Source organism: Arthrobacter sp. NPDC055585 (genome assembly GCF_053619115.1).
The window spans coordinates 300,733-325,063 of sequence record NZ_JBSHIT010000003.1; the positions used below are offsets into that span (position 1 = coordinate 300,733).

The following is a 24,331-nucleotide window of genomic DNA, read 5'->3' on the forward strand; positions in this document are numbered from 1 at the left end:
GAAAGGTCTGTTCCCCATGCCCGCATTACCCCTCGCTTTTGAGGTCGGTACGTTCATTGTCCTGGGGCTTGTACTGCTCTTCGACCTGCTCCTGGTCGTGAAGCGGCCGCACGAGCCGTCCATGAAGGAAGCCGGCCTGTGGGTTGCCTTCTACGTTGGACTCGCGCTGATTTTCGCCGTGATGATGTTCATCTTTACCGGCCCGGAATACGGCAGCCAGTTCGTGGCCGGCTGGGTGACTGAATACAGCCTCAGCATCGACAACCTGTTCGTCTTTATCATCATCATGGCCCGCTTCTCGGTACCCCGTAAGTACCAGCAGGAAGTGCTGATGTTCGGCATCATCATCGCGCTGATCCTGCGCGGCATCTTCATCATCGTCGGCGCTGCCGTGATCGAGAACTTCTCCTGGGTCTTCTTCCTCTTTGGCGCGTTCCTGCTCTGGACCGCCTGGAAGCAGGCGACGGACAACGGCGAAGACGAAGAGGGCGGCAGCGATAATAAGCTGGTCCGCAAGCTGACCGGCTTCCTGCCGATGACTGAGAACTTCGACGGCGGCAAGATCCGTACCGTGGTGGACGGCAAGAAGGTCTTCACCCCGATGATCATCGTGTTCATCACCATCGGCGTCACCGACCTGATGTTCGCCGTCGACTCCATTCCCGCGATCTTCGGCCTGACGCAGAGTGCGTTTATTGTCTTCACGGCCAACATCTTCGCCCTGATGGGCCTCCGCCAGCTCTACTTCCTGCTTGGCGGGCTGATGGACCGGCTCATCTACCTCAAGCACGGCCTCTCGGTCATCCTCGCTTTCATTGGCGTGAAGCTGATCCTGCACGCACTGCACGTGAACGAACTGCCGTTCATCAACGGCGGTGAATCCGTTGCCTGGGCACCGGAGATCCCGACCTTCGTTTCCCTGGCCGTGATCCTGGGCACGATTGTGATTGCCACTGTCGCCAGTCTGCTGAGCCCCAAGGCCAAGGCAGTGCAGGCAGTAGCCTCGCTGGAGTCCGCACTGAAGGTTTACCGCAGCCTGGGTGAGGACGCTCCGCAGGCCGAGCGCGCCCAGGCCTACGACGACGTCACCAAGACCTACCGTGCCGCCGAGAAAGCTGCGGAGTCCAGGTCCGACGTCGAGCTGCCGGAGATCACTGATGAAGCACGCGCCAGGTTCCTGGCCGACGATCCGCGCAAGCCCGGCACCGATCACTAACTGAACCAAGGCAGTACCGCTCACACCACATTCAGATCACGAGGGCGGTTTCCCGACCAGGCAGGCAGGGAAGCCGCCCTCGTTGTATCCGCACACAGTTTGTGTACACCGGCTCCGGCCGCAGACCCCGGTGCTAGCCTGCCAGTAGAACCACCGTCCCTCCCCGGCGGAGGGGAAATCCACGGCCCCCTGCGGGGTTATCTCGTTTCCGTTGACGCTCCAAAGGAGCAGCCATGAACTTCTTCGAAGTACTATGGTCGATCGTTGCGGTTTTCTTTGTTTTCGCGTATTTGATCCTGCTTTTCCAGATCTTCGTGGACCTGTTCCGCGATGACAGCCTCAATGGCTGGGCGAAGGCTGTCTGGATCTTTTTCCTGCTCTTCGTTCCTTACCTGACAGCCCTGGTGTACGTCATTGCCAGAGGCAGCGGCATGGCCGCCCGGAGCGCACGCCGCGCCAGTGAGTCGGAGGAACAGGCTGCGGCATACATCCGGCGGACAGCGGGAACCCAGAGCGCGGCCGAGCAAATCAGCTCGGCTAAATCCCTTCTCGATGAAGGGCTGATCACCAACGACGAGTTCGGCCGGCTCAAGGACAAAGCCCTGGCCTGACGGACGGCGCCTCCGTGTGCTGACGCGTTCGGCAAGCCGGCATTACGCGGGCACCGCATCAAGCGGTGTCCGCGTTCTTCTGCCCAGCACCTCCAGGACCACGATGAATCCCACCAGGACCAAGGTGATGCCGGCTGTTATCCCGGCGCTTAGACCCGGCAGGAAGAGCACCAGCACGGTGATTCCGGCGGCAACCGCCTGGTAAACCCGCTGATGCCGCATGGCCCATGGTTCCCAGCGGGATTGATGGCCGGCAGCGTAGAGCACCACGACGGCCAGCAGGGCGAGGACGAAGACCGTTCGCAGTGCTGCAGCGAGGGGGTCCAGGAACGCGTTGCTGAGAACAAACGCGGCATCTGGTGAGACGGCGGCACTTGAGCCGAGCGAGTCCACGCCGGCCTGCTGGACGAACCGCAGCAGAACAACGGCTGCCAGGGATGCTGCGGCGCTGGAGATGCTGATCACCAGGCCGGACCGTAGCCGCCGGCCCCGCGGGGCGATGAGTACTGCTGCCGCGGCTGCGGCAGCAGCGAGCCAGGGGAGGACCGCAGCGGTCCTTCCCAGCGTGTCCAGGGCGGACAGCGCCGAGGCCAGGCCGGGGGCGTTGAACACCGTGTAGTCTCCGCCGGCGTCGTCCGGTATCACCGAAGCAGCTGACACGCCCTGCGCCAGGAGCCGGGACTTGACCTCCCCGATCATGGCGGTGGTGGAGACGGTGATATCCCCGTTGGAGGCGATCGATGCCATCCCGCCCGGATCATCCTCGACGGCGCGGACCAGCAGTTCATGTGCCCTCCGGTTCGCGTCAACCCAGAGGGTGGCAAAGGCCTGGCTGGAGACGGCCCGGGAAACGGTATTGTCGATGAGCGAATTCGTGCGGTCCGCGATGACCGGTGCGAGGGCTGCGGAGAGGGCCTGCGACGCCCGTGAGTCATCCAGGTTGGACAAGGCATCGCTGACAGCGGTGTTCACATCGAGCCGGCTGGTGACCTGGTCGCCTATTTGTTCTGAAAGGTCCGCCTGTACCGCCGGGTCCTGGATGACCGGGCCTATGACGGCGACGTAGCGGTCTGTGTTTGCCACGAGGCTCCCGGCATAGCCGGCGGCCACCGAAGTGGTGAGCAGCAGCGCGGCAAGGATGCCAAGGACGATGGAGGTGACCCGGCGCCAAGGGGGTGCTTCCGGCCTGGGAACGCCGGTTCCGGGAGCAGTGCTGTAACGCGTACTCGGTGCCATGGGAAGGCCTTCCGCCGCTGTTAGCTACTTCCCGTCAGGATATTCCCCCTTCAGGGCGCCAGCTACGGCACACCCAAATCCCCTCAGCGGAGCTGGTGTCAGCCCTTGTCCCCGCGCACCATGCCCAGCAGCCGGTTGAAGATGCCCTCGCCGTCGTCCGCAATGCCGTCGTGGTGGAACTCATCCGTTTCCCACACCTTCAGGCCCTGAACCGCAGCAGCGGTCTCGAGGGAAAGGTCCCGGTCCACATAGATGTCATCGGAGTAAACGGCGGCAGCAACTGGAACCGTGTTGGCTGCGAGCTGCGTCCGGTTATACAAATCCGGCCAGTCGGACTTGGCGGCCAGGAGTTCCGCGGTCTCCTGCAGCGGGCGCAGGGCCGGATCCTCCTCGAAGTACCAGGGGTAGACCATCTCACCGGTAAACAGCGGCTCGGCGGCGTCGGGCTGGAAGTCCGGCCGGGATGCCAGCACCCGCCAGGCCGCCCAGTTCGTGGCCTGTCCCTGGCCGTAGATCGACTCATGCATGAGGGCGTACAGGGGATTGGTGGAACGTTCAGCGAGCTGCCAGAGCCCGGCGAGGAACGTGTCCGAGAGCCGCGGGCCCTCGGCGCCCTGGAGAAAAGCTTCCTCCAGCAGGTGGTGCAGCCCGTCCATCCGGGTATTGCCGCCCAGGTAGGAGCCGGCCATCTGGAACCGTCGGGGCGTGAGCCGGGTGCCGTCCGGAAGGTATTCGGGTACTGAATCCAGATGACGGGCGATGCGCGTGGTGAGCTCGCGGTCCCCGGGATACTTGGCGAAGTACTCCGCGTTCCGGGCCGCAACCCGGGCAAACGTCGCCTGATACACCCGGTCGGCGGGCCCCTGCAGGGGTGCCAGACCGCCGGTGATCAAGGCTTCCTTCAGGCCCGCCGGGGCGAAGGACAGGTAGGTGAGGGCGCAGAATCCGCCGTAGGACTGTCCGTAAATACTCCAGGGTCCGGAGCCTAGGGCGGTCCGGATGAGCTCGGCGTCGGCCACTATGGAGTCCGCCCGGAAGTGGGCAAGGTAGTCCGCCTGCGCCGCGGCATCCCCGCGGGCAGCCAGGGTCTGCCGGTTGGCGGGAGTGGAGAGCCCGGTGCCGCGCTGGTCAAGCATCAGGATGCGGAACCGCCGGGAGGCGGCCTTCGTCCAGCCGCCGAACTGCAGCAGCCGGTTGCCTTTGCCGCCGGGGCCGCCTTGCAGGTAAAGCAGCCAGGGCAGGTCCCCGGCAGCTGCCACTTCGGGGTCTGAGTACTCGCGGGCAAAGACGGTGATCTGCTCGCCGCCGGGCACGGAGTGGTCCAGCGGTACCGTGAACCGGTGCTCAACTACGCGCATGCCGCGGATGGTCAGCGGCTCCGAGGCGGTGTGCGGAACGCTCATGCTGCTCCGGGGGTGCCGAATTCCTCCAGTGCTTCGCCGGTCAGGCGGTAGGTGGTCCACTCATCCATCGGCTGCGCGCCGAGGGACTTATAGAACAGGATGGAGGGTTCGTTCCAGTTCAGGACGGTCCATTCGACGCGGGCGTAGCCGCGCTCGACGGCGGTCTGCGCCAGGGCTCGCAGCAGTGCCTTGCCGTAGCCGCGTCCGCGCGTCTCGGGCCGGACGTAGAGGTCTTCCAGCCAGATGCCGTGGACCCCTTCCCAGGTGGAGTAGTTCAGGAACCAGAGGGCGAAACCCTGGACGGCGCCTTCATCCTCCAGCACGTGGGCGAAGACAGCAGGATGGTCGCCGAAGAGGTGCTGTTCCAGCGCCTGCGGCGTGTTCTTGACCGCGTCCGGCTCCTTCTCATAGACGGCCAGCTCATGAATGAGCTCAAGGATTACCGGAACATCGTCTCTGCGCGCAGCTCGAATTTGCATGGTTTCCAGCCTAGTCCAGCCGGCCGGCATGAATCACGCGGATGACGGGGGTGCCTGCTTCATCGGAGGCAGCGAGGTCCACCTCCGCGTTGATACCCCAGTCCAGGTGGCCGGCCGGATCCTTGAAGATCTGCCGCACCTCCCACTTCCCGGCGAGTTCCTTGATGATCAGCAGCGACGGGCCTCGGGCGTCCGGGCCGTCATCAATGTCATCGTGTTCCTCGAAGTACGCATCGAGCACATCTGCCCAGCGGTCGGCGTTCCAGCCGGCGTCGCCGTCCAGGGCGCCCAGGGCGGCGTCGTCCTCGTCCGCGAAGAGCTTCACGCGGGCGAACATCTCATTGCGGACCATCACCCGGAAGGCGCGGACGTTGGCGGTCAGCCGGTCCGGAACGGGCGGCAGCACGGGCTCGTCGGTGGCGTCGGGGTTGACGCCGGAGGTGAGTTCCTCCCATTCATCCAGCAGCGAGGAGTCGGTCTGGCGGACCAGCTCGCCGAGCCATTCGATGATGTCTTCCAGGTCCTCACGCAGCCGTTCCGGGGGAACCGTGTGCAGCAGGGCCTTGTAGGTGTCCGAGAGGTAGCGCAGCAGCACGCCCTCGGAGCGGGCCAGCGAGTAGAAGGCCACGTACTCACCGAAGCTCATGGCCCGTTCGTACATGTCGCGGACGATCGACTTGGGGCTGAGTTCGAATTCGCCCAGCCAAGGTGCGCCGGAGCGGTAAACCTCGAAGGACTGTTCGAGCAGCTCGGCCAACGGCTGCGGATAGGTGACCTCTTCGAGCAGCGCCATCCGCTCGTCATACTCAATGCCCTGTGACTTCATGGCCGCAACCGCTTCGCCCCGGGCCTTTTTCTCCTGGGCGGAGAGCACCTGGCGCGGCTTTTCCATAATCGCCTCGATGACCGACACCACGTCCAGGGCGTAGGACGGGCTCTCCGGATCCAGGATCTCCAGGGACGCCATGGCAAACGGGGACAGCGGCTGGTTCAGCGCGAAGTTCGGCTGCAGGTGCACCTTCAGCCGGACGGTGCGTCCGTCCGCGTCCGGCTCGGGAAGGACCTCCACAATGCCCGCGGTTTTCAGCTCACGGTAGATGCTCAGGGCCTTCTTCATCAGGGCCAGCTGTGAGGAGCGGGTTTCATGGTTGCTGCTCAGGAGCTTCTTAGCGGCGGCGAACGGATCGCCGGGGCGTTCCAGCAGGTTCAGCAGCATGGAGTGGGTGATGTTGAAGCTGGAGGTCAGCGGCTCCGGGGTGCCGTCCACGAGCTTTTCAAAGGTGGGTTTGCCCCAGGACACGAATCCGGCCTGCGGCTTCTTCTTCACCACCTGGCGCAGTTTCTTCTGGTCATCACCGAACTTCGCCTGTGCCTTGGCCATGGCCTTGGCGTTTTCGATCACGTGTTCCGGTGCCTGCACAACCACGGTGCCGGCGGTGTCGTAGCCGGCCCGTCCTGCGCGTCCGGCGATCTGATGGAACTCACGGACCTTCAGCGGCCGGGTGCGTGTGCCGTCGTACTTGGACAGCGCGGTGATCAGCACGGTGCGGATCGGCACGTTGATGCCCACACCGAGGGTGTCCGTGCCGCAGATGACCTTCAGCAGTCCGGCCTGGGCCAGCTGCTCCACCAGGCGGCGGTACTTGGGCAGCATGCCGGCGTGGTGTACACCGATCCCGTGGCGCACCAGCCGGTTGAGGGTCTTGCCGAAACCGGGGGCAAACCGGAACCCGGCGATCAGCTCCGCAATGCGGTCCTTTTCCTCACGGGTGCAGACATTGATGCTCATCAGCGCCTGGGCCCGGTCAATGGCTTCGATCTGGGAGAAGTGCACCACGTAGACGGGGACCTGCTTGGTGGCCAGCAGTTCCTCCAGGGATTCTTGGATGGGGGTTTCCACGTAGTAGTAGTGCAGCGGAATGGGCCGCTGCACGGAGGAGACCGTGACGGTGTCCCGGTGGGTGAGCTCGCTCAGTTCGTTGGCGATCCGGGTCATGTCGCCCAGGGTGGCGGACATCAGCAGGAACTGTGCCTGCGGCAGCTCCAGCAGCGGCACCTGCCAGGCCCAGCCGCGCTGCGGATCGGAGTAGAAGTGGAACTCGTCCATGATGACCGTGCCCAGGTCTGCGTCGGCACCTTCCCGCAGGGCAATGTTGGCCAGGATCTCGGCCGTGCAGCATATGATGGGGGCGTCTTTGTTGACCGAGGAATCGCCGGTCACCATGCCGACGTTCTCGGCCCCGAAAATATCGCAGAGCGCGAAGAATTTCTCCGAGACGAGAGCCTTGATCGGGGCGGTGTAGTAGCTGCGCTCATCCAGTGCCATGGCGTAGTAGTGGGCAGCGATTGCCACCATGGACTTGCCCGAACCGGTGGGCGTGGCGAGGATGACGTTGTTCCCGGTGACCAGCTCCATCACGGCCTCGTCCTGGGCGGGGTAAAGGGACATGCCGCGCCCTTCCACCCATTCAAGGAAGGACGTGTAAACCTCGTCCGGGTCGATGGTCGTGGTTCCGCTGGCTGCCGCGGGAAGCGAATCAAGTAGTTTCATCTCACCTACCAGCCTAGCCCGGCAGCAGGAATCACCGGTCGCGGTTTCCTTCAGGGCGGATTCCGAAGGGCGTACCACGGCGCTGCTAGGCTCGCGGACATGAAATGGGATCCTGAGCGCTACCTCCAGTTTGCAGACCACCGCGACCGGCCGTTTTTCGACCTCGCCGCCCGGATCGGAGCCGGCGAACCGGTTCGGGATCCGGCCTGGGTTACCGATCTGGGCTGCGGGACAGGGGCGCTCACCGCGGTGCTGGCCGAACGCTGGCCGGGCAGCCCGGTAACCGGCATTGACTCCTCTGCGGACATGATCCGTAATGCGAACTCCCAATCAGGGAAGAACCTCAGCTTCGCCCAGGGGCAGATCCAGGACTGGGAACCGGAACCAGGAGCCGGCGTCCTGCTCTCCAATGCTGCGCTGCAATGGGTACCGGGACATCAGGAGCTGCTCACGCGCTGGGCCAAGGCCATGGACCCGGGATCCTGGATCGCTGTACAGGTACCAGGGAACTTTGCTGCCCCGTCCCACGCCCTGATGCGGGAACTGGCGTCCAGCCCGCGTTATGCCCAGGCGCTCGCAGGGGTGCTGCGGGGCACCGATTCAGTGGCCGAGCCCGGGGAATACCTGGAGCTGCTCCTGAACGCGGGTTTCGACGCAGATGTCTGGGAGACCACGTACGAACAGGTCCTCACCGGTCCGGATCCGGTGCTGGACTGGGTCCGCGGCACGGCCCTCCGGCCTGTTATCGCAGCCCTGGATCCGGGGGAGTACCAGAGATTCGAAGCGGAATACGGCGCGCTGCTGCGGGAGGCCTACCCGGCGAAGCCATGGGGAACCGTCCTGCCGTTCCGCCGGCTCTTTATGGTCGGCCGGAAACGCTGAGGGCCTCACGGCTTTTTTCGGCGCCGGGAAAGCTGCCGGGACAACTCTCCGGAGCTGATACCCGAGTCCACGGTTCGGGCGGCGGCCATCAGCGGTGTGTTCCGTCCGTCTATCTGGGCATTGGCGTGCGCCTGGTTCCCGGTTCCGCCACGCTGCACCCTGCGCGCCAGATACAGTGCGCCGCCAACGGCAGTAAGGATAAACCCGGCGGCAACCGCCCCCGGGTTCAGCGAGGGAAGCTGGGCGCCTGCCGCAAGAGCCGCGACGATCGGAATTACGGGACCCAGCGGCAGCCGGGCACCCTCTCCGGGCCATTTCCGGAAGCCCAGCACCGCTGCGGCCACGCTGACCACCATCATGGCGATGATGGCTGCCGCATTGGCGATGGCCACAATGAACGTGGTGTCCTGGATGAACACCAGCAGTACGCTGACAAGTCCGAGCAGCAGTACATTCAGGTATGGGCGTCCGTTGCGTGAGTGTCTGCCCAGGGCCGGGGGGCACATCCCCGCGGGCCACCATCCGGAGCATGATTTCCGAGGCGCCCAGGACATTTGCGTTGGCGCCGGAGAAAGTGGACAGGCACGCAGCAATTGCCACCAGCACTCCTCCCCAGGGCCCCATCAGGATTTCTGCGGCCTGGGACACTCCGGTGGCTTTGAAGAACGTCATGCCGCTGGCGGTCATGGCCAGCGCTGTGCCGAGGTAGACGACCCCGGAAACAAGGATGGTCAGCAGGATGGCGCGCGGTACCGTTTTGCGCGCATTCCGCACCGAACCGGCCATGTTCGTAATGACATTGAAGCCCGTGTAAGCAGTGAACAGCAGGGCTGCCGCAGACAACACGCCGCCGGCTCCGGCGGGAAGCGGGTGGTCCAGATCATCCGGACGGAGCTCAGTGATCCCCCAGATGCCGAAGAACAGCAGCAGGGCAAGTTTCAGGCCCACAATCCAGGTCTCCGCGCGGGCGACCACAGCTGCCGGCCCCAGGTTCAAAACAGTGACCACGGCGGTGAGAGCGGTTGCGAGCACCAGGGTCCCCGCGGCGGGCAGGAAGTATTCCCTGAAGTAGTCCCCGAATGAGGTCACCAGGAACGCGATCATCGCGGCGCCGTTGAGGTAAAAGGCCCACATCACAACAAAGCGCCAGAACGGTCCCAGGATGTCGCCAACCGGAGCGTAGCCGGATTCACCGTCCCGCGCCCGGGTGCAGACCACAATGAAGGAAAGGGCGGACAGGAACATCACGGTCCCGGCAAGGATGTAGCTGAGGACGGCGGCCGGCCCGGCCAGGTTCACCGCAGTTCCGGCGAGCGTGAACACGCCTCCGCCTACCGTGGTCCCTACGCCGAATGCCACACAGGCCAGGAGCCCTATCTTGCTGCCAGGGCCGGGACTGGCGGGGGACGGCGCTTGGTTTCCCACGGCTGCTCGCTTTCACCCGGTACGGCAGGCCCCTTTGGAGCGTAAGGCCGCCGCGCAGGTGCGGTCAACGGAGGGCCGGGGAGACGCGGACTACCAGCCGCGTTCCTTCCATTCGGCCAGGTGGGGACGCTCCGCACCCAGCGTGGTTCCGGCGCCGTGCCCGGGATGGACCAGCGTGTCATCCGGGAACTGTTCGAATATACGTTCGACTACGTCCCGGTAGAGCATGGCAAACCGCTCGGGGTCCTTCTGGGTGTTTCCGACTCCGCCCGGGAAGAGGGAATCGCCGGTGAACAGATGGGCCGGGCCCTCCGGATCCCGGTAGACCAGGGCAACTGACCCGGGGGTGTGGCCGCGCAGGGCGATGACCTCCAGGTCAAACCCGTCAAAGTCCAGCACGTCCCCGTGGGAGAGCGGCAGGTCAGTGGGCACTTCGATGTCCGCGGTGTCCGGTGCGCCCGCAGCGGTACGCGCTCCGGTGGCCGCTTTGGCCTCGGCGAGCGCACGCACGTGGTCCCAGTGGCTGTGCGTCGTGATGATCATCTGCACCGCGGCTTCACCCGAGCCGCCGTAGAGATCTGCCGCCCCGGCGTCGAGCAGTTCCTGAATGCGCGGGAAGTCATCTGCGGCATCAATCAGGACCTGCGCGCCTGAGTTCTTGGCCGTGAGCACGTAGACGTTGTTGTCCATGGAGCTGACGGAGGCACTGCGAATCGAAACGTTCCTGGTATCCAGCATGGCGCCAGTCTAACCGGGCAGATCAATGCCGCCTGAGCTCGAAGCTGCGTGTCCGGTGATCCCTTGCCGCCGGGCCGCGCCGGGCGTACGTTCAGATGGTGCCGGAACGCCCCGGCAGTTCCGGGAGGATACGTGCTTCTTCGGCTCGTTCGCGAAAACCTGGCCCCGTACAAAGGTGCGGTCGCCGCCGTCGTTATCCTGCAGTTCCTGCAGACCGCCGCCACCTTGTTCCTGCCCACCCTCAACGCGGACATCATTGACCAGGGTGTGGTGAAGGGGGACACGGCCACCATCCTGAACATCGGCGGCTGGATGCTCGCCGTCACGGCCGGGCAGGTGGTCTGCTCCGTCGCGGCCACCTACTTCGCCGCCCGCACTGCCATGCGTGTGGGGCGGAACGTGCGCCGGTCCCTGTTCACCAACGTGGAAACCTTTTCCGGCCGGGAAGTGGGCCTGTTCGGTGCACCGTCGCTGATTACCCGGACCACCAATGACGTGCAGCAGGTGCAGATGGCGCTGCTGATGACCATGACCATGATGGTGTCAGCTCCCATCATGGGAGTCGGCGGTGTTCTGCTGGCCCTGAACCAGGACATCCCCCTGTCCGGGATCCTGCTGCTGATCCTCCCGGTGCTGGTGATCGTCATTGGACTCGTGCTGCGCCGGCTGGTCCCGCTGTTCCGCCGGGCACAGAAGCAGATCGACCGGGTCAACGGTGTCCTGCGGGAACAGATCATGGGAATCGCCGTCATCCGCGCCTTCGTCAGGGAACGCACCGAGAAACAGCGGTTCGACGCCGCAAACCAGGACCTCACCGGCACGCAGCTGCGCATCAGCCAGTACCTGGCACTGCTGTTCCCCGCGACCATGCTCGTGGCGAACCTCGCCACTGTCGCCGTGGTCTGGCTTGGAGCGTTTCGCATTGACGCGGGGCAGATGCAGATCGGAGCACTCACTGCGTTCATCGCCTACATCATGCAGATCCTCATGGCAGTGATGATGTCCATGTTCATGATCATGATGCTTCCGAGGGCCGCCGTGTGCGCCGAACGGATCTATGAGGTGCTGGATACCCGCACCAGTGTCCGGGACGCCGAGGATGCCAGTGAGCTGGTGTACGACGGCGGCCGGCTGGTTTTCTCCGGGGTGGGGTTCACCTATCCGGGCGCCGAAGATCCCGTCCTGCAGGACATCAGCTTCGAGGCCGTGCCCGGGCAGACCACCGCCATCATCGGCTCCACGGGAGCAGGAAAGTCCACTCTGCTGAACCTGGTGCCGCGGCTGCTGGATCCCACCGAGGGCAGCATCAGCATTGACGGACAGGACACCGCGGCCGTCACCCTGCACTCCCTTCGCTCAGGCATTGGGCTGGTGCCGCAGCGGGCCCACCTCTTCTCCGGCACCATCGCCTCCAACCTGCGTTTCGGAAAACCCGAAGCCACGGATGAGGAATTGTGGGAAGCACTGGAGATAGCCCAGGCGGCGGACTTTGTTCGGGCAGCCGGGGGAGGGCTGGACCATGAGGTGGAGCAGGGCGGCGGCAACTTCTCCGGCGGCCAGCGCCAGCGGCTGGCCATTGCCCGGGCACTGGTGGTCCAGCCGGACATCTACCTCTTCGATGACAGTTTCTCCGCCCTGGACTTCACCACGGACGCCCGCCTGCGGGCAGCCCTGAAACAGCGCACCGCCCATGCCACGGTGATAGTGGTGGCCCAGCGGGTAAACACCATTACCGACGCCGCGCGGATCATAGTCCTGGAGGAGGGACGGATCGCAGGAATCGGCACCCATGCGGAGCTGCTGGATACCAACACCGCCTACCGGGAGATTGTCTCCTCCCAGTACACACCGGAGGAGGCACTGTGAGCATGCACGGGCGCGGGGCTCCGGCAGCAAAGCCCGCCAGCTTCAGGGCCTCCACGGCACGCCTGCTGAGGCTGCTCTCCCCGGACACCTGGCGCGTTGGGGCGGTACTGCTCTTTGGTGTTGTCTCCGTGGCGCTCGCAGTCACCGCGCCGAAGGTACTCGGGGATGCCACCAACGTGATCTTCGACGGGGTGATTGGCGCTTCCCTGGCTCCTGGGGTATCCAAGGCGGCCCAGGTTGAGGCCCTGCGGGCTGCGGGGGAGACCCAGCTGGCTGACATGCTCGCCGCCATGGACGCCGTGCCGGGTGAGGGGATCAACTTCTCCACCCTGGGCATGCTGCTCATGGGGGTGCTGGCGATCTATCTGGCGTCCTTCTTCTTCGGCTGGGCACAGGCCCGGGTGACGGCACGGATTGTGCAGAACGCCATGTACCGGCTTCGCCGGGACGTGGACGCCAAACTCTTCCGGCTGCCCATGTCCCATTTCCAGCAGCAGTCCCGCGGCGATGTCCTGAGCCGGGTGACCAATGACATCGACAACCTCGCCCAAACCCTCTCGCAGAGCATCACCCAGGTCATTACCTCCGTGCTGACAATCGTGGGGGTGCTGGGCATGATGCTCTGGATCTCACCTCTGCTTGCCCTGATCGCCGTGCTCACGGTGCCGGTCTCGGCTCTGGTAACCGTCCTGATCGCCAGGCGCTCGCAGGTGCAGTTCAAGGCGCAGTGGAAGACCACGGGAGAAGTGAACGGCTACATCGAGGAGATGTTCACCGGCCAGGATGTGGTGAAGGCCTTCGGCCAGCAGGAACGCGTGGTGGAGGGCTTCCATCCGGGCAACGACCGGCTCTACGAATCCTCTTTCCGGGCCCAGTTCGTCTCCGGCGTCATCATGCCCACCATGACCTTCATTTCAAACCTGAACTACGTGGCTGTGGCCGTTGTGGGCGGCATCCAGGTGGCCGGCGGCGCACTGTCCATCGGGGGAGTGCAGGCCTTTGTGCAGTACAGCCGGCAGTTCAGCCAGCCGCTGGGCCAGCTCGGCGGACTGATCAACATGCTCCAGTCCGGTCTTGCCTCCGCTGAACGCGTCTTCGCCCTCCTCGACGCGAAGGAAATCGAACCCGACCCCAAGGATCCGGTCCGGCTGGGCCGGGTGCGCGGCGACGTCGCCTTCCGCCACGTCAGCTTCTCTTACTCACCCGAGGCGCCGCTCATCCACGATCTTTCCTTCGAGGCCAGGCCCGGACAGACCGTAGCGATTGTCGGGCCTACGGGAGCAGGGAAGACCACCCTGGTGAATCTGCTGATGCGCTTCTATGACGTGGACTCCGGAGAAATCCTGCTGGACGGAGTCAACACCAGAACCATGACCCGGGATGATGTCCGCCGCAGCATCGGCATGGTCCTTCAGGACGCCTGGCTCTTCGAAGGCACCGTCCGGGAGAACCTCGCCTACGGGGCTCCCGACGCAACCGACGAGCAAATCGTTGAGGCCGCGAAGGCCACACACGTGGACCATTTTGTCCGGTCCCTTCCGGAGGGCTATGACACGGTCCTGAGCGCCGACGGCGGATCCCTGAGCCAGGGACAGCGCCAGCTCATCACCATTGCGCGCGCCTGGCTGGCCAACCCGTCCATTCTCGTGCTGGACGAAGCGACCAGCTCGGTGGACACACGCACCGAAGTCTCGATCCGGCTGGCCATGGGCGCGCTGCGCGAGGCCCGCACCAGTTTTGTCATCGCCCACCGCCTGTCCACCATCCGCGACGCTGACGTCATCCTGGCGGTACGGGACGGGCAGATCGTGGAGCAGGGGACCCATGAGGCCCTCCTGGAGGCCGGAGGGTTCTATGCCCAGCTCTACCAGTCCCAGTTCAGCGAACCGGCTGCCAGCGCTGAGGCACATGAGTAGCGGCGTTTTTCCCCGCGCATGCCCGCCGGCCGTGGCAAGATGGATTCCGAACCGGCCGCATTCGCGTTCGGGAAACAGGGATTAAGAAAGCGGTGGCATGGACGACGGCGTGCTCTCCTGGGTACGGATCGATGCGGCTAGTTCGGTGCCTCCCTTTGAACAGCTCCGGCTGCAGATCCTCGACGCCGCAAATGACGGCACCCTTCCGGTGGGAACCCGGCTGCCCCCGGTGCGGGCCCTGGCCGCGCGGCTGGGCCTGGCGGTCAACACCGTAGCCCGTGCCTACCGCGAACTCGAACAGGCCGAGGTAGTGACCACACGCTCCCGGGCAGGCACCGTTGTGGCAGCCGCAGGGGACAACGGACGGCGGCGGGTCGCCGAAGCCGCCCGGATTTTCGCCGAAACCGTCCGCGCCAACGGCGTGGACCACAGCGATGCCGTTGCCTACGTCCAGGCGGCCCTACGCCAGCGGTGAACACACCCACCCTCGAATACGTCTTCGAATCGGCTTTGATCTAGAGTGGAAAGCGTGTCTACCGCGACTTCACTGACTTCTGGCCACAATCCGCACCCCGCCGGCGATCTCTCCCGCCTCGTGGTGAAGGGTGCAAGGGAACACAACCTGCAGAACGTGGACCTTGATCTTCCGCGCGACGCCATGATTGTCTTTACCGGACTTTCGGGCTCCGGAAAGTCGTCCCTGGCGTTCGACACGATCTTCGCCGAAGGCCAGCGCCGCTACGTCGAATCCCTCTCCTCCTACGCCCGGATGTTCCTGGGCCAGGTGGACAAGCCGGACGTCGACTTCATTGAGGGCCTGTCCCCGGCGGTCTCTATCGACCAGAAGTCCACCAGTCGGAACCCGCGCTCCACGGTGGGCACCATTACTGAAATCCATGACTACATGCGCCTGCTCTGGGCACGTGTGGGCACACCGTTCTGTCCGGTCTGCGGCGAGCCGGTCAGCCGCCAGACCCCGCAGCAGATCACCGACCAGCTGCTCGAACTCGAAGAGGGCACGCGGTACCAGATCCTGGCCCCGGTGGTTCGCGGACGCAAGGGCGAATTCGTGGACCTGTTCAAGGACCTCGCCGCTAAGGGCTACTCCCGTGCCAAGGTGGACGGCAAAACCGTCCAGCTTTCCGATCCGCCCAAGCTCGGCAAGCAGTACAAGCACACCATCGAAGTGGTCATCGACCGCCTGGTAGCCAAGGACGGCATCCGCCAGCGCCTCACCGACTCGGTGGAAACCGCGCTGGGGCTCGCCGACGGCCGCGTCCTGGCAGACTTCGTTGACCTGCCCGAAGACAGCCCGGAACGGACCAGGAGCTTCTCCGAGCACCTGGCCTGCCCGAACGAACACCCGCTGGCAATCGACGAGATCGAGCCAAGGTCCTTCTCCTTCAACAACCCGTTCGGCGCCTGCCCCGTCTGCACCGGCATCGGCTCCCGGCTCGAGGTGGACGAGGAGCTGGTGGTTCCCAACCCGAACCTCAGCCTCGCCGCCGGTGCCATTGCGCCGTGGTCCATGGGCACAGCCACCACCGAGTACTGGAACCGTCTGCTCTCCGGGCTCGCCAAGGACATGGGCTTCTCCATGGATGTTCCGTGGAAGAAGCTGCCGGCCAAGGCCCGTGAAGCCGTGCTGCACGGCAAGGACCACAAAGTTGTGGTGCAGTACAAGAACCGGTTCGGCCGGGAACGCAAGTACACGACCGGCTTCGAAGGTGTGATCGGCTACATCAAGCGCAAGCACCAGGAGACGGAGTCCGAGAGCTCCCGCGACCGGTACGAGGAGTACATGCGGGAGATCGCGTGCCCCGAGTGCGGCGGCGCGCGCCTGAACCCCGCGTCCCTGTCAGTGCTCATCAACAAGCGCAACATTGCCGAAGCCAGTGCCATGCCGCTGCGCGAAGCGGCAGAGTTCTTCGAGAACCTGGAGCTGACGGACCGTGAGGCCAAGATCGGCGAGCAGGTCCTCAAGGAGATCAAGGCCCGCCTGACCTTCCTGCTCGACGTCGGCCTGGAGTACCTCTCCCTGGACCGTCCGGCCGCAACACTCTCCGGCGGCGAAGCCCAGCGCATCCGCCTGGCCACCCAGATCGGCTCCGGCCTGGTGGGCGTGCTGTACGTCCTGGACGAACCCTCGATCGGCCTGCACCAGCGGGACAACCGCCGCCTGATCGAAACCCTGGCGCGGCTGCGCAACCTCGGCAACACGCTGATTGTGGTGGAGCATGACGAGGACACCATTCACGAAGCTGACTGGGTTGTCGATGTAGGACCGGGTGCGGGGGAGAAGGGTGGCGAAATCGTCCACTCCGGCCCGTTGTCCGAACTCCTCACCAACACGCGTTCGATTACCGGCGATTACCTTTCCGGACGACGGAAAATCGAGATTCCCGCCAAGCGCCGCAAGGTGGACAAGTCCCGGCAGCTCAAGATCGTTGGTGCGCGGGAAAACAACCTGCGCAACATCGACGTCAGCGTGCCCCTGGGCGTCTTTACGGCGGTGACCGGCGTCTCCGGCTCCGGCAAATCCACCCTGATCAATGACATCCTCTACCGGGTCCTGGCCAGTAAGCTCAACGGCGCCAAGCACGTTGCCGGCCGGCACACCCGGGTGGACGGCCTGGAACACCTGGACAAGGTCATCCACGTCGACCAGAGCCCCATTGGACGCACTCCGCGGTCCAACGCGGCCACCTACACCGGCGTGTTCGACCACATCCGCAAGCTCTTCGCGGAGACCACCGAGGCAAAGGTCCGCGGCTACCTCCCCGGCCGGTTCTCCTTCAACGTCAAGGGCGGCCGCTGCGAAGCCTGCCACGGTGACGGCACCCTGAAGATCGAAATGAACTTCCTTCCGGATGTCTATGTGCCCTGCGAGGTCTGCCACGGCGCCCGGTTCAACCGGGAAACCCTTGAGGTCCATTACAAGGGCAAGAACATTGCCGAGATCCTGGACATGCCGATCGCAGAGGCAGCCGAGTTCTTCGCTGCCTTTGCACCCATTGCCCGGCACCTGAACACACTGGTCGACGTCGGACTTGGCTACGTGCGCCTCGGCCAGCCTGCAACCACGCTCTCCGGCGGCGAGGCCCAGCGCGTCAAGCTGGCAGCCGAGCTGCAGAAGCGGTCCAACGGCCGCAGCGTTTACGTCCTGGACGAGCCAACCACGGGCCTGCACTTCGAAGACGTGCGCAAGCTGCTGCTGGTGCTGCAGGGGCTGGTGGAAAAGGGCAACACGGTGATCACCATCGAGCACAACCTGGACGTCATCAAGAGCGCCGACTGGATCATTGACCTGGGACCCGACGGCGGCACCGGCGGCGGCATGGTTGTTGCCCAGGGAACCCCCGAGAAGGTCGCCAAGTCACCGGACAGCCACACCGGCAGGTTCCTGGCCGAGATCCTCGGCTAGGGTGCGCCGCCCGGCCCGGCAAATCCGGCTGACATATTCCGTGGCGGTAATACCTTTTTACGCTGGCAGGGTTCTCTGTGCGAAACTTGCCCGGTGACGAATTCAAGGCTCCTGGTCCTCTTTGATCTGGACGGCACTCTCGTGGATCCTGCCGGCAGCATCACCGGAGGCATCGCAGCCGCCCTGGCCGCCTCCGGACTTCCGGTTCCGCCGGCCAGGGACCTGCAGGCAATGGTCGGTCCGGCGCTGAAAGACTCCCTGACCCGCATTGCCGGGGTCCCCGCAGAACAGCTTGAAACGGTGATCGCCAGCTACCGCCGGAGCTACCGGGAAACCGGGATGGCTGCCAGCAGGCCGTACCCCGGAATTGCAGATGCTGTCCGGAACCTGCGCGCGGACGGCGCCCTGGTGGCTGTGGCTACGCAGAAACCCGAACCGATTGCCCGTGAGCTGCTCGCGCTCCAGGGCCTGGACATCCTCTTCGATTCAATCCACGGCTCCCCGGCTGATGAGCGGCTGGCTGCCGCAGACGGCAAGGTTTCAATCGTCCGGGCTGCTCTGGCTGAGCACAACGGGCGGTATTCCGCAGCAGTGATGATCGGGGACCGCTCCCACGACGTGCACGGCGCCTCCGCCAACGGTATTCCCTGTGTTGGCGTTTCCTGGGGCTTTGCCCAGGACGGTGAGCTGGAAGCGTCCGGTGCCGCCGCCGTCGTACATTCAGCCGCGGAGCTCCCGGCAGCCGTCCACGCGGCCGCACATCCGGCAGGTGCCCATGGGGCTCTATAACCTCACCCGCTCCAGCACGCGGGGACTGATCTCCCTCTGCCGGCCCACCATCACCGGTCTGGAAAACGTTCCCACCACCGGTCCGTTCATTGTGGCCGCAAACCACCTCTCTTTTCTGGACAGTGTGCTGATCCAGGCGCTTATGCCGCGCCGCGTGGGGTTCTTCGCCAAGGCGGAGTACTTCACCACGCCCGGCCTTAAAGGCGCCGCGATGCGGAATTTCTTCGAGAGCGTGGGCTCAATTCCGGTGGAGCGCGGCCAGCAAGCCGCCAGCGTCGCAGCCCTCAAATCCCTCCTAGATGTCCTGGAAATGGGCGGCGGCATCGGTATCTATCCCGAAGGCACCCGTTCCCGGGACGGCCTGCTCTACCGCGGCCGCACAGGCGTGGGCTGGCTCGCCCTGACCTCCGGAGCGCCGGTTGTGCCGGTAGGCCTGATCGGCACCGAACGGCTGCAGCCCGCAGGCAAGAAATGGGTGAAGCCGCACTCCTTCACCATGAGCGTGGGAAGGCCGCTGTACTTCTCGAAGACCGGGCCGGCGCATGCCCTGCCGGAACGCCGCCGGGTCACCGACCAGGTCATGGACGCCATCGCCGAGCTCTCCGGCCAGGAACGCGCCGGCAGCTACAACCAGAACAAGCCGGACGGCGCCTAGGCCCCGGCTGCCCCGGCTGCCCCGGCTGCCCCGGTTGCGCGGGCGGCGAACCCGGCTCCGGCCGCCGGGGCCGGGCCGTAGGATGGAAAAGTGGCAGATCCAGCAACTTACCGGCCCCGGACGGGGGAAATCCCCACCGAACCCGGGGTGTACCGTTTCCGCGATGAACACCGGCGGGTCATCTACGTAGGCAAGGCCAAGAACCTCCGGTCCCGGCTGAACTCCTACTTCGCCAGCCCCCGGCAGCTGATGCCCAAGACCCGGGCCATGGTCTTCACCGCCACCAGCGTGGAATGGACGGTCGTAGGCACCGAGCTTGAAGCGCTGCAGCTCGAGTACACCTGGATCAAGGAATTCAATCCCCGGTTCAACATCATGTTCCGGGATGACAAGTCCTACCCCTACCTGGCCGTGACCATGGGGGAGAAGTACCCCCGGGCGCAGGTGATGCGCGGTGAACGCCGCAAAGATACCCGCTACTTCGGTCCGTTCTATCCCGCCAAGGCCATCCGCGAGACCCTGGATACGCTGCTGCGCGTCTTCCCGGTCCGGACCTGCAGCGCCGGGGTCTTCAAGCGCGCCGAACGCACCGGCCGCCCGTGCCTCCTTGGCTACATCGACAAGTGCTCCGCCCCCTGCGTCGGACGGATCAGCGCAGAGGACCACCGTGCGCTGGCCGCAGAACTCTGCTCCTTTATGTCCGGTGAGGGCAAACGCTTCATCCAGGACCTGGAAAAGCAGATGCAGGCAGCCGTCGCGGACCTTGACTATGAATCCGCCGCCCGGCTGCGCGATGACATCGCCGCCCTGAAGAAGGTCTTCGAGCGGAACACCGTGGTTCTGTCCGAAGATACCGACGCCGACATCTTTGGCATGGTCCAGGACGAACTCGAGGCCTCCGTCCAGGTCTTCCACGTCCGCGGCGGCCGGATCCGCGGCCAGCGCGGCTGGGTGGTGGAGAAGGTCGAGGACATGGACACCGGTGAGATGGTGGAGCATCTGCTCCAGCAGGTTTACGGCGAAGCTTCTGCGCAGGACAGCATTCCGCGCCGTGTGCTGGTGCCGGTGCTGCCGGAGAACGCCGAGGAACTTCAGGTCTGGCTCCGCGGCCTGCGCGGATCCAAGGTCAAGATTTCAGTTCCCCAGCGCGGGGACAAGAAGTCGCTGATGGAGACGGTCACCCGCAACGCCGAAGACGCGATGCGGCTGCATAAGAGCCGCCGAGCCGGGGATCTCACCACACGTTCGGCTGCGCTGTCCGAGCTGCAGGAGGCCCTGGATCTTCCGGTACCCCTGCTGCGCATCGAGTGCTACGACATCTCCCATGTGCAGGGCACGAACGTTGTGGCCTCGATGGTGGTGGCCGAGGACGGTCTGATGAAAAAGTCCGACTACCGGCGTTTCTCCATCACCGGCGAGGCTGCACGCGATGACACCGCGTCGATGTATGACGTCATTTCCCGGCGGTTTAAGCACTATCTTGCCGAGAACTTCGATCCCGCCGCGCAGGTGCCCGACGCCGAGCCGGGCTCCGCTGCCGAGGCACAGGAACCGGACAGTCCGGTGGCGGACACCCTGACCGCAGCCCCCAGGGCCAAGTTCGCCTATCCGCCCAACCTGGTGGTGGTCGACGGCGGCAAACCCCAGGTCACAGCAGCGTCCCGGGCGCTGGAGGATCTGGGCATCACCGATGTTTACGTCGTGGGGCTGGCCAAGCGGCTGGAAGAAGTCTGGGTCCCGGAGAGTGACTTCCCGGTGATCCTGCCGCGTTCCTCCGAGGCCCTGTTCCTGCTGCAGCGGATCCGCGACGAAGCCCACCGCTTTGCCATCACGTTCCACCGGCAGAAGCGCGGAAAGTCCATGACTGCCTCCGTGCTGGACTCGGTCCCCGGACTGGGTCCGGCCAAGCAGAAGGCGCTGCTCAAGCACTTCGGTTCCGTCCGCAGCCTCAAGCAGGCAGATGCAGCCCAGCTCCAGGAGGTTCCCGGCATCGGCCCGTCCATGGCGGCGGCCCTGCAGACAGCGCTGGCAGATGCGGGCGCCGACGCGGCTCCGGCAGTAAACATGACCACCGGCGAAATAGTTGAATCTTAGTTAGGCTGGGAAGGCCGGACTGCGGCGGACCCGCACACCGGGCCGGTCCGCAGCCGGTACAGGCTGCTGACCGAACCCCGGATGGCCCTGGCGAGTGACGGGAACAGGAAAAGATGACTGAAGTGGACGGGCTGAAAAGCGTGAAGCCTGCCGAGTCCGAACTGCTTGTTGTCACCGGTATGTCCGGTGCCGGACGCAGTACGGCTGCCAACGCACTCGAGGACCATGGCTGGTACGTCGTGGAGAACCTGCCTCCCATGATGCTGGGCACCCTCACCGAACTGGTCTCCCGGATGCCGCACTCGATACCCAAACTCGCAGTGGTCATGGACGTGCGCAGCAAGGAACTCTTCCAGGACATCCGCGAAGCGCTGAACAGCCTGCGCGCTGCTGGTGTTTCCTACCGTCTCCTTTTCCTCGACGCCTCGGACCAGACCCTCGTCCAGCGCTTTGAATCCGGCCGCCGCCCCCACCCGCTGCAGGAGGACGGCCGGATCCTGGACGGCATCGCCGCCGAGCGCGACGTGGTGAAGGAACTCCGGGACGCCTCGGACATCATCATCGATACCTCCAAGCTCAACGTTCACGCCCTGGCCACTGCCATCACGGAGCTTTTCACCGAACAGGGCCCCATTGTCCTGCGGCTGAACGTCATGAGCTTCGGATTCAAGTACGGTCTGCCGGTGGACTCGAACTTCGTGGCCGACGTCCGTTTCATTCCCAACCCGCACTGGGTTCCCCAGCTGCGGCCGCACACGGGCCAGGATGCCGATGTGCGTGACTTTGTCCTCGCTGCCCACGGCACGGCAGAGTTCCTGGACCGCTACGTGGATGCGCTGGTGCCCGTCATCGACGGCTACCGGCGGGAGAACAAGCACTACGCGACCATCGCCGTCGGCTGCACCGGCGGCAAGCACCGCTCCGTGGCCGTCACCGAGGAACTGGCAAAACGGCTGGCCAAACTGCCTCACGTAACAGTCAGCGCCCACCACCGCGACCTGGGGCGGGAGTAGGTGGGGTTCCTGACCGGGCCCATCCCGGTCCTTCCGGAGGGATCCACCCTCCCGGCAACCAGCGGAACAAAGCCCCCCGCCGTCGTCGCGCTCGGGGGAGGGCACGGGCTTTCCGCCACACTCTCCGCGCTGCGGCTGCTGACCACCGATCTCACCGCCGTTGTCACCGTAGCGGACAACGGCGGTTCCTCCGGCCGACTGCGCGAAGAACTCGATGTGCTGCCTCCGGGAGACCTCAGGATGGCGCTGGCGGCCCTGTGTGATGACACTGACTGGGGACGGACCTGGCGGGACGTGATGCAGCACCGTTTCCAGTCCAAGCCGGGTGTGGACGGTTCGCTGGACAACCATGCCCTCGGCAACCTGCTGATCGTTACCCTGTGGGAACTGCTCGGGGATCCGGTGGCGGGCCTCCAGTGGGCCGGCGCCCTGCTCGGTGCGCGCGGCCAGGTTCTGCCCATGTCTACCCATCCGCTCACCATCCAGGGTGACGTGCTGCGCCAGACCGCGTCGGGACTCCGCCACGAAACGGTCACCGGCCAGGCCGAGCTGGCCGTAGCAGGCACCCGTTCCAACGTGGTCAATGTCCGTCTCCTGCCCTCGGACGCACCTGCCTGCCCAGATGCGCTTACCGCCATCGAAAGGGCTGACTGGGTCATCCTGGGCCCGGGCTCCTGGTACACCTCGGTGCTCCCGCACCTGCTGCTGCCCCAGCTGCGGGATGCGCTGTGCTCCACGAATGCCCGCCGCTGCCTGACCATGAACCTGCGCAATGAGACCAAGGAAACAGCCGGGATGAGCGCCGTCGACCACCTGCACGCCATCCGGCGCTACGCGCCCGGCTTCAAGGTCGACGCCGTGCTGGCCGATCCCGCCGTCGTCGAGGACCCGGACGCCTTCGCGGCCGCGGCGGCGGAAATGGGGGCACGTGCCGTCTTCGGTAAGGTAGGGGCAGCGGCCGGGCGGCCGATCCATGATCCGCTGCGCCTGGCAGCCGCCTATCACGATATTTTCGGGGAAAACTAGGAGTGTTTTGTGGCGCTGACTGCTGCAGTCAAAGAGGAACTTTCGCGCCTGAGCGTGAAGAAATCCTCGGTTCGAAAAGCCGAAGTATCGGCAATGCTGCGCTTTGCAGGGGGCCTGCACATCATCTCAGGCAGGATCGTGATTGAGGCAGAGGTGGACCTCGCCTCAACCGCCCGGCGGCTGCGTGCTGCCATTGCGGAGGTCTACGGCCATGCCAGTGACATTGTGGTGGTGTCCGGTTCCGGCCTCCGCCGGGGCAACCGCTACATTGTCCGCGTGGTCAAGGACGGAGAGTCCCTGGCCCGCCAGACCGGCCTGCTGGACGCCCGCGGGCGGCCGGTCCGCGGCCTGCCCTCCGTCGTCGTCAACGGATCCGCTGCGGACGCTGAGGCGGTGTGGCGCGGAGCGTTCCTGGTCCACGGCTCCTTGACCGAGCCCGGCCGTTCTTCCTCGCTGGAAGTCACCTGCCCGGGCCCGGAGGCCGCGCTGGCGCTGGTTGGCGCTGCCCGCCGCATCGGCATCCAGGCGAAGGCACGCGAAGTGCGCGGCGTTGACCGTGTGGTGATCCGCGACGGCGATACCATCGCCGCGCTCCTGACCCGCATGGGCGCACACGATGCGCTGATGGTTTGGGAAGAGCGCCGGATGCGCAAGGAGGTGCGGGCAACTGCCAACCGCCTGGCGAACTTCGACGACGCCAACCTGCGCCGCTCGGCCCAGGCGGCCGTGGCTGCAGGAGCCCGCGTGGAGCGTGCCCTTGAAATCCTCGGAGAAGACGTCCCGGACCACCTGCGCTACGCCGGTGAACTCCGGGTGGCCCACAAGCAGGCGAGCCTGGACGAGCTGGGCCGCCTGGCTGATCCTCCCATGACCAAGGACGCCATTGCCGGACGGATCCGCCGGCTCCTGGCCATGGCGGACAAGCGTGCCGCCGAACTCGGCATCCCCGGTACTGAAGCCAATGTGACCCCCGAAATGCTAGACCAGTAGGGTCTTGCATAGGATGG

General features: G+C 65.1%; 18 protein-coding genes and 2 pseudogenes. 13 read left to right on the forward strand and 7 right to left on the reverse strand.

The window, feature by feature from the left end:
• Positions 1 to 16: 16 nt before the first annotated feature.
• Positions 17 to 1,012: pseudogene (locus tag ACWGQ2_RS07640) on the forward strand (TerC family protein); the annotation flags it as partial.
• Positions 1,013 to 1,449: 437 nt separating this feature from the next.
• Positions 1,450 to 1,827, forward strand: a complete 378-nt coding sequence (locus ACWGQ2_RS07645) for a hypothetical protein (RefSeq protein ID WP_452015898.1) — start codon at positions 1,450 to 1,452, stop codon at positions 1,825 to 1,827.
• Positions 1,828 to 1,869: 42 nt separating this feature from the next.
• On the opposite strand, the gene ACWGQ2_RS07650 is transcribed toward ACWGQ2_RS07645, so the two are convergent.
• The 4 genes from ACWGQ2_RS07650 to ACWGQ2_RS07665 form a co-directional block, all read right to left on the reverse strand.
• A complete protein-coding gene (locus ACWGQ2_RS07650) occupies positions 1,870 to 3,063 on the reverse strand; it encodes a hypothetical protein (RefSeq protein ID WP_452015900.1) in 1,194 nt (397 codons plus the stop codon).
• 98 nt (positions 3,064 to 3,161) lie between these two features.
• The gene (locus ACWGQ2_RS07655; protein WP_452015902.1) at positions 3,162 to 4,466 is read right to left on the reverse strand and encodes an alpha/beta fold hydrolase; all 1,305 of its coding nucleotides are present in this window, start codon (positions 4,464 to 4,466) and stop codon (positions 3,162 to 3,164) included.
• Entirely contained in the window at positions 4,463 to 4,945 is a 483-nt protein-coding gene (locus ACWGQ2_RS07660; RefSeq protein ID WP_452015904.1) for an N-acetyltransferase family protein, read from the reverse strand. Before ACWGQ2_RS07660 ends, ACWGQ2_RS07655 begins: the two co-directional genes overlap by 4 nt.
• A gap of 10 nt (positions 4,946 to 4,955) precedes the next feature.
• Positions 4,956 to 7,496: a DEAD/DEAH box helicase gene (locus ACWGQ2_RS07665; protein WP_452015906.1), complete on the reverse strand. Its 2,541-nt coding sequence runs from the start codon at positions 7,494 to 7,496 to the stop codon at positions 4,956 to 4,958.
• Positions 7,497 to 7,595: 99 nt separating this feature from the next.
• Between ACWGQ2_RS07665 and ACWGQ2_RS07670 the strand changes: the two genes are divergently transcribed.
• Entirely contained in the window at positions 7,596 to 8,378 is a 783-nt protein-coding gene (locus tag ACWGQ2_RS07670; protein WP_452015908.1) for a trans-aconitate 2-methyltransferase, read from the forward strand.
• Positions 8,379 to 8,383: 5 nt separating this feature from the next.
• Here ACWGQ2_RS07670 and ACWGQ2_RS07675 read toward each other — a convergent pair whose 3' ends face one another.
• From ACWGQ2_RS07675 to ACWGQ2_RS07685, 3 genes and pseudogenes are all read right to left on the reverse strand, one after another.
• Complete coding sequence (locus tag ACWGQ2_RS07675) at positions 8,384 to 8,884, reverse strand: hypothetical protein (protein ID WP_452015910.1); 501 nt, start codon at positions 8,882 to 8,884, stop codon at positions 8,384 to 8,386.
• A gap of 22 nt (positions 8,885 to 8,906) precedes the next feature.
• Positions 8,907 to 9,803: pseudogene (locus ACWGQ2_RS07680) on the reverse strand (APC family permease); the annotation flags it as partial.
• 90 nt (positions 9,804 to 9,893) lie between these two features.
• Positions 9,894 to 10,541 carry an MBL fold metallo-hydrolase gene (locus ACWGQ2_RS07685; protein WP_452015912.1) on the reverse strand — a complete coding sequence of 216 codons (648 nt, stop codon included), beginning with the start codon at positions 10,539 to 10,541 and terminating at the stop codon, positions 9,894 to 9,896.
• 132 nt (positions 10,542 to 10,673) lie between these two features.
• Here ACWGQ2_RS07685 and ACWGQ2_RS07690 point away from each other — a divergent pair, with 132 nt between their 5' ends.
• From ACWGQ2_RS07690 to whiA, 10 genes are all read left to right on the forward strand, one after another.
• A complete protein-coding gene (locus ACWGQ2_RS07690) occupies positions 10,674 to 12,407 on the forward strand; it encodes an ABC transporter ATP-binding protein (RefSeq protein WP_452015914.1) in 1,734 nt (577 codons plus the stop codon).
• 2 nt (positions 12,408 to 12,409) lie between these two features.
• On the forward strand, positions 12,410 to 14,323 hold the full coding sequence (locus tag ACWGQ2_RS07695; RefSeq protein WP_452016084.1) for an ABC transporter ATP-binding protein: 1,914 nt from the start codon (positions 12,410 to 12,412) through the stop codon (positions 14,321 to 14,323).
• Positions 14,324 to 14,420: 97 nt separating this feature from the next.
• Positions 14,421 to 14,798: a GntR family transcriptional regulator gene (locus tag ACWGQ2_RS07700; protein ID WP_452015916.1), complete on the forward strand. Its 378-nt coding sequence runs from the start codon at positions 14,421 to 14,423 to the stop codon at positions 14,796 to 14,798.
• Between the two features lie 54 nt (positions 14,799 to 14,852).
• Positions 14,853 to 17,747: an excinuclease ABC subunit UvrA gene (gene uvrA, locus ACWGQ2_RS07705; RefSeq protein ID WP_452015918.1), complete on the forward strand. Its 2,895-nt coding sequence runs from the start codon at positions 14,853 to 14,855 to the stop codon at positions 17,745 to 17,747.
• A 93-nt stretch (positions 17,748 to 17,840) separates the two neighbouring features.
• Positions 17,841 to 18,536, forward strand: coding sequence for an HAD hydrolase-like protein (locus ACWGQ2_RS07710; protein ID WP_452015920.1), 696 nt, complete (start codon positions 17,841 to 17,843; stop codon positions 18,534 to 18,536).
• Positions 18,523 to 19,191 (forward strand): lysophospholipid acyltransferase family protein, encoded by a 669-nt coding sequence (locus tag ACWGQ2_RS07715; RefSeq protein ID WP_452015922.1) that lies wholly within the window; start codon positions 18,523 to 18,525, stop codon positions 19,189 to 19,191. The genes ACWGQ2_RS07710 and ACWGQ2_RS07715 overlap by 14 nt, the downstream gene beginning before the upstream one ends.
• Before the next feature lie 90 nt (positions 19,192 to 19,281).
• Entirely contained in the window at positions 19,282 to 21,285 is a 2,004-nt protein-coding gene (uvrC, locus tag ACWGQ2_RS07720; RefSeq protein WP_452015924.1) for an excinuclease ABC subunit UvrC, read from the forward strand.
• Positions 21,286 to 21,398: 113 nt separating this feature from the next.
• Complete coding sequence (gene rapZ, locus ACWGQ2_RS07725) at positions 21,399 to 22,298, forward strand: RNase adapter RapZ (RefSeq protein ID WP_452015926.1); 900 nt, start codon at positions 21,399 to 21,401, stop codon at positions 22,296 to 22,298.
• The gene (locus tag ACWGQ2_RS07730) at positions 22,299 to 23,324 is read left to right on the forward strand and encodes a gluconeogenesis factor YvcK family protein (RefSeq protein WP_452015928.1); all 1,026 of its coding nucleotides are present in this window, start codon (positions 22,299 to 22,301) and stop codon (positions 23,322 to 23,324) included. It abuts the gene before it with no gap.
• A gap of 9 nt (positions 23,325 to 23,333) precedes the next feature.
• The gene (whiA, locus tag ACWGQ2_RS07735) at positions 23,334 to 24,314 is read left to right on the forward strand and encodes a DNA-binding protein WhiA (RefSeq protein WP_452015930.1); all 981 of its coding nucleotides are present in this window, start codon (positions 23,334 to 23,336) and stop codon (positions 24,312 to 24,314) included.
• Positions 24,315 to 24,331: the final 17 nt, after the last annotated feature.

Bases quoted from the DNA above. Each gene is read 5' to 3' on its own strand.
- ACWGQ2_RS07670 (WP_452015908.1), top strand. From the start codon at position 7,596: ATGAAATGGGATCCTGAGCGCTACCTCCAGTTTGCAGACCACCGCGAC.
- rapZ (WP_452015926.1), top strand. From the start codon at position 21,399: ATGACTGAAGTGGACGGGCTGAAAAGCGTGAAGCCTGCCGAGTCCGAA.
- ACWGQ2_RS07655 (WP_452015902.1), bottom strand. From the start codon at position 4,466: ATGAGCGTTCCGCACACCGCCTCGGAGCCGCTGACCATCCGCGGCATG.
- ACWGQ2_RS07685 (WP_452015912.1), bottom strand. From the start codon at position 10,541: ATGCTGGATACCAGGAACGTTTCGATTCGCAGTGCCTCCGTCAGCTCC.
- ACWGQ2_RS07700 (WP_452015916.1), top strand. From the start codon at position 14,421: ATGGACGACGGCGTGCTCTCCTGGGTACGGATCGATGCGGCTAGTTCG.
- ACWGQ2_RS07715 (WP_452015922.1), top strand. From the start codon at position 18,523: ATGGGGCTCTATAACCTCACCCGCTCCAGCACGCGGGGACTGATCTCC.
- ACWGQ2_RS07660 (WP_452015904.1), bottom strand. From the start codon at position 4,945: ATGCAAATTCGAGCTGCGCGCAGAGACGATGTTCCGGTAATCCTTGAG.
- ACWGQ2_RS07695 (WP_452016084.1), top strand. From the start codon at position 12,410: ATGCACGGGCGCGGGGCTCCGGCAGCAAAGCCCGCCAGCTTCAGGGCC.
- ACWGQ2_RS07650 (WP_452015900.1), bottom strand. From the start codon at position 3,063: ATGGCACCGAGTACGCGTTACAGCACTGCTCCCGGAACCGGCGTTCCC.
- ACWGQ2_RS07665 (WP_452015906.1), bottom strand. From the start codon at position 7,496: ATGAAACTACTTGATTCGCTTCCCGCGGCAGCCAGCGGAACCACGACC.
- ACWGQ2_RS07645 (WP_452015898.1), top strand. From the start codon at position 1,450: ATGAACTTCTTCGAAGTACTATGGTCGATCGTTGCGGTTTTCTTTGTT.
- ACWGQ2_RS07675 (WP_452015910.1), bottom strand. From the start codon at position 8,884: ATGTGCCCCCCGGCCCTGGGCAGACACTCACGCAACGGACGCCCATAC.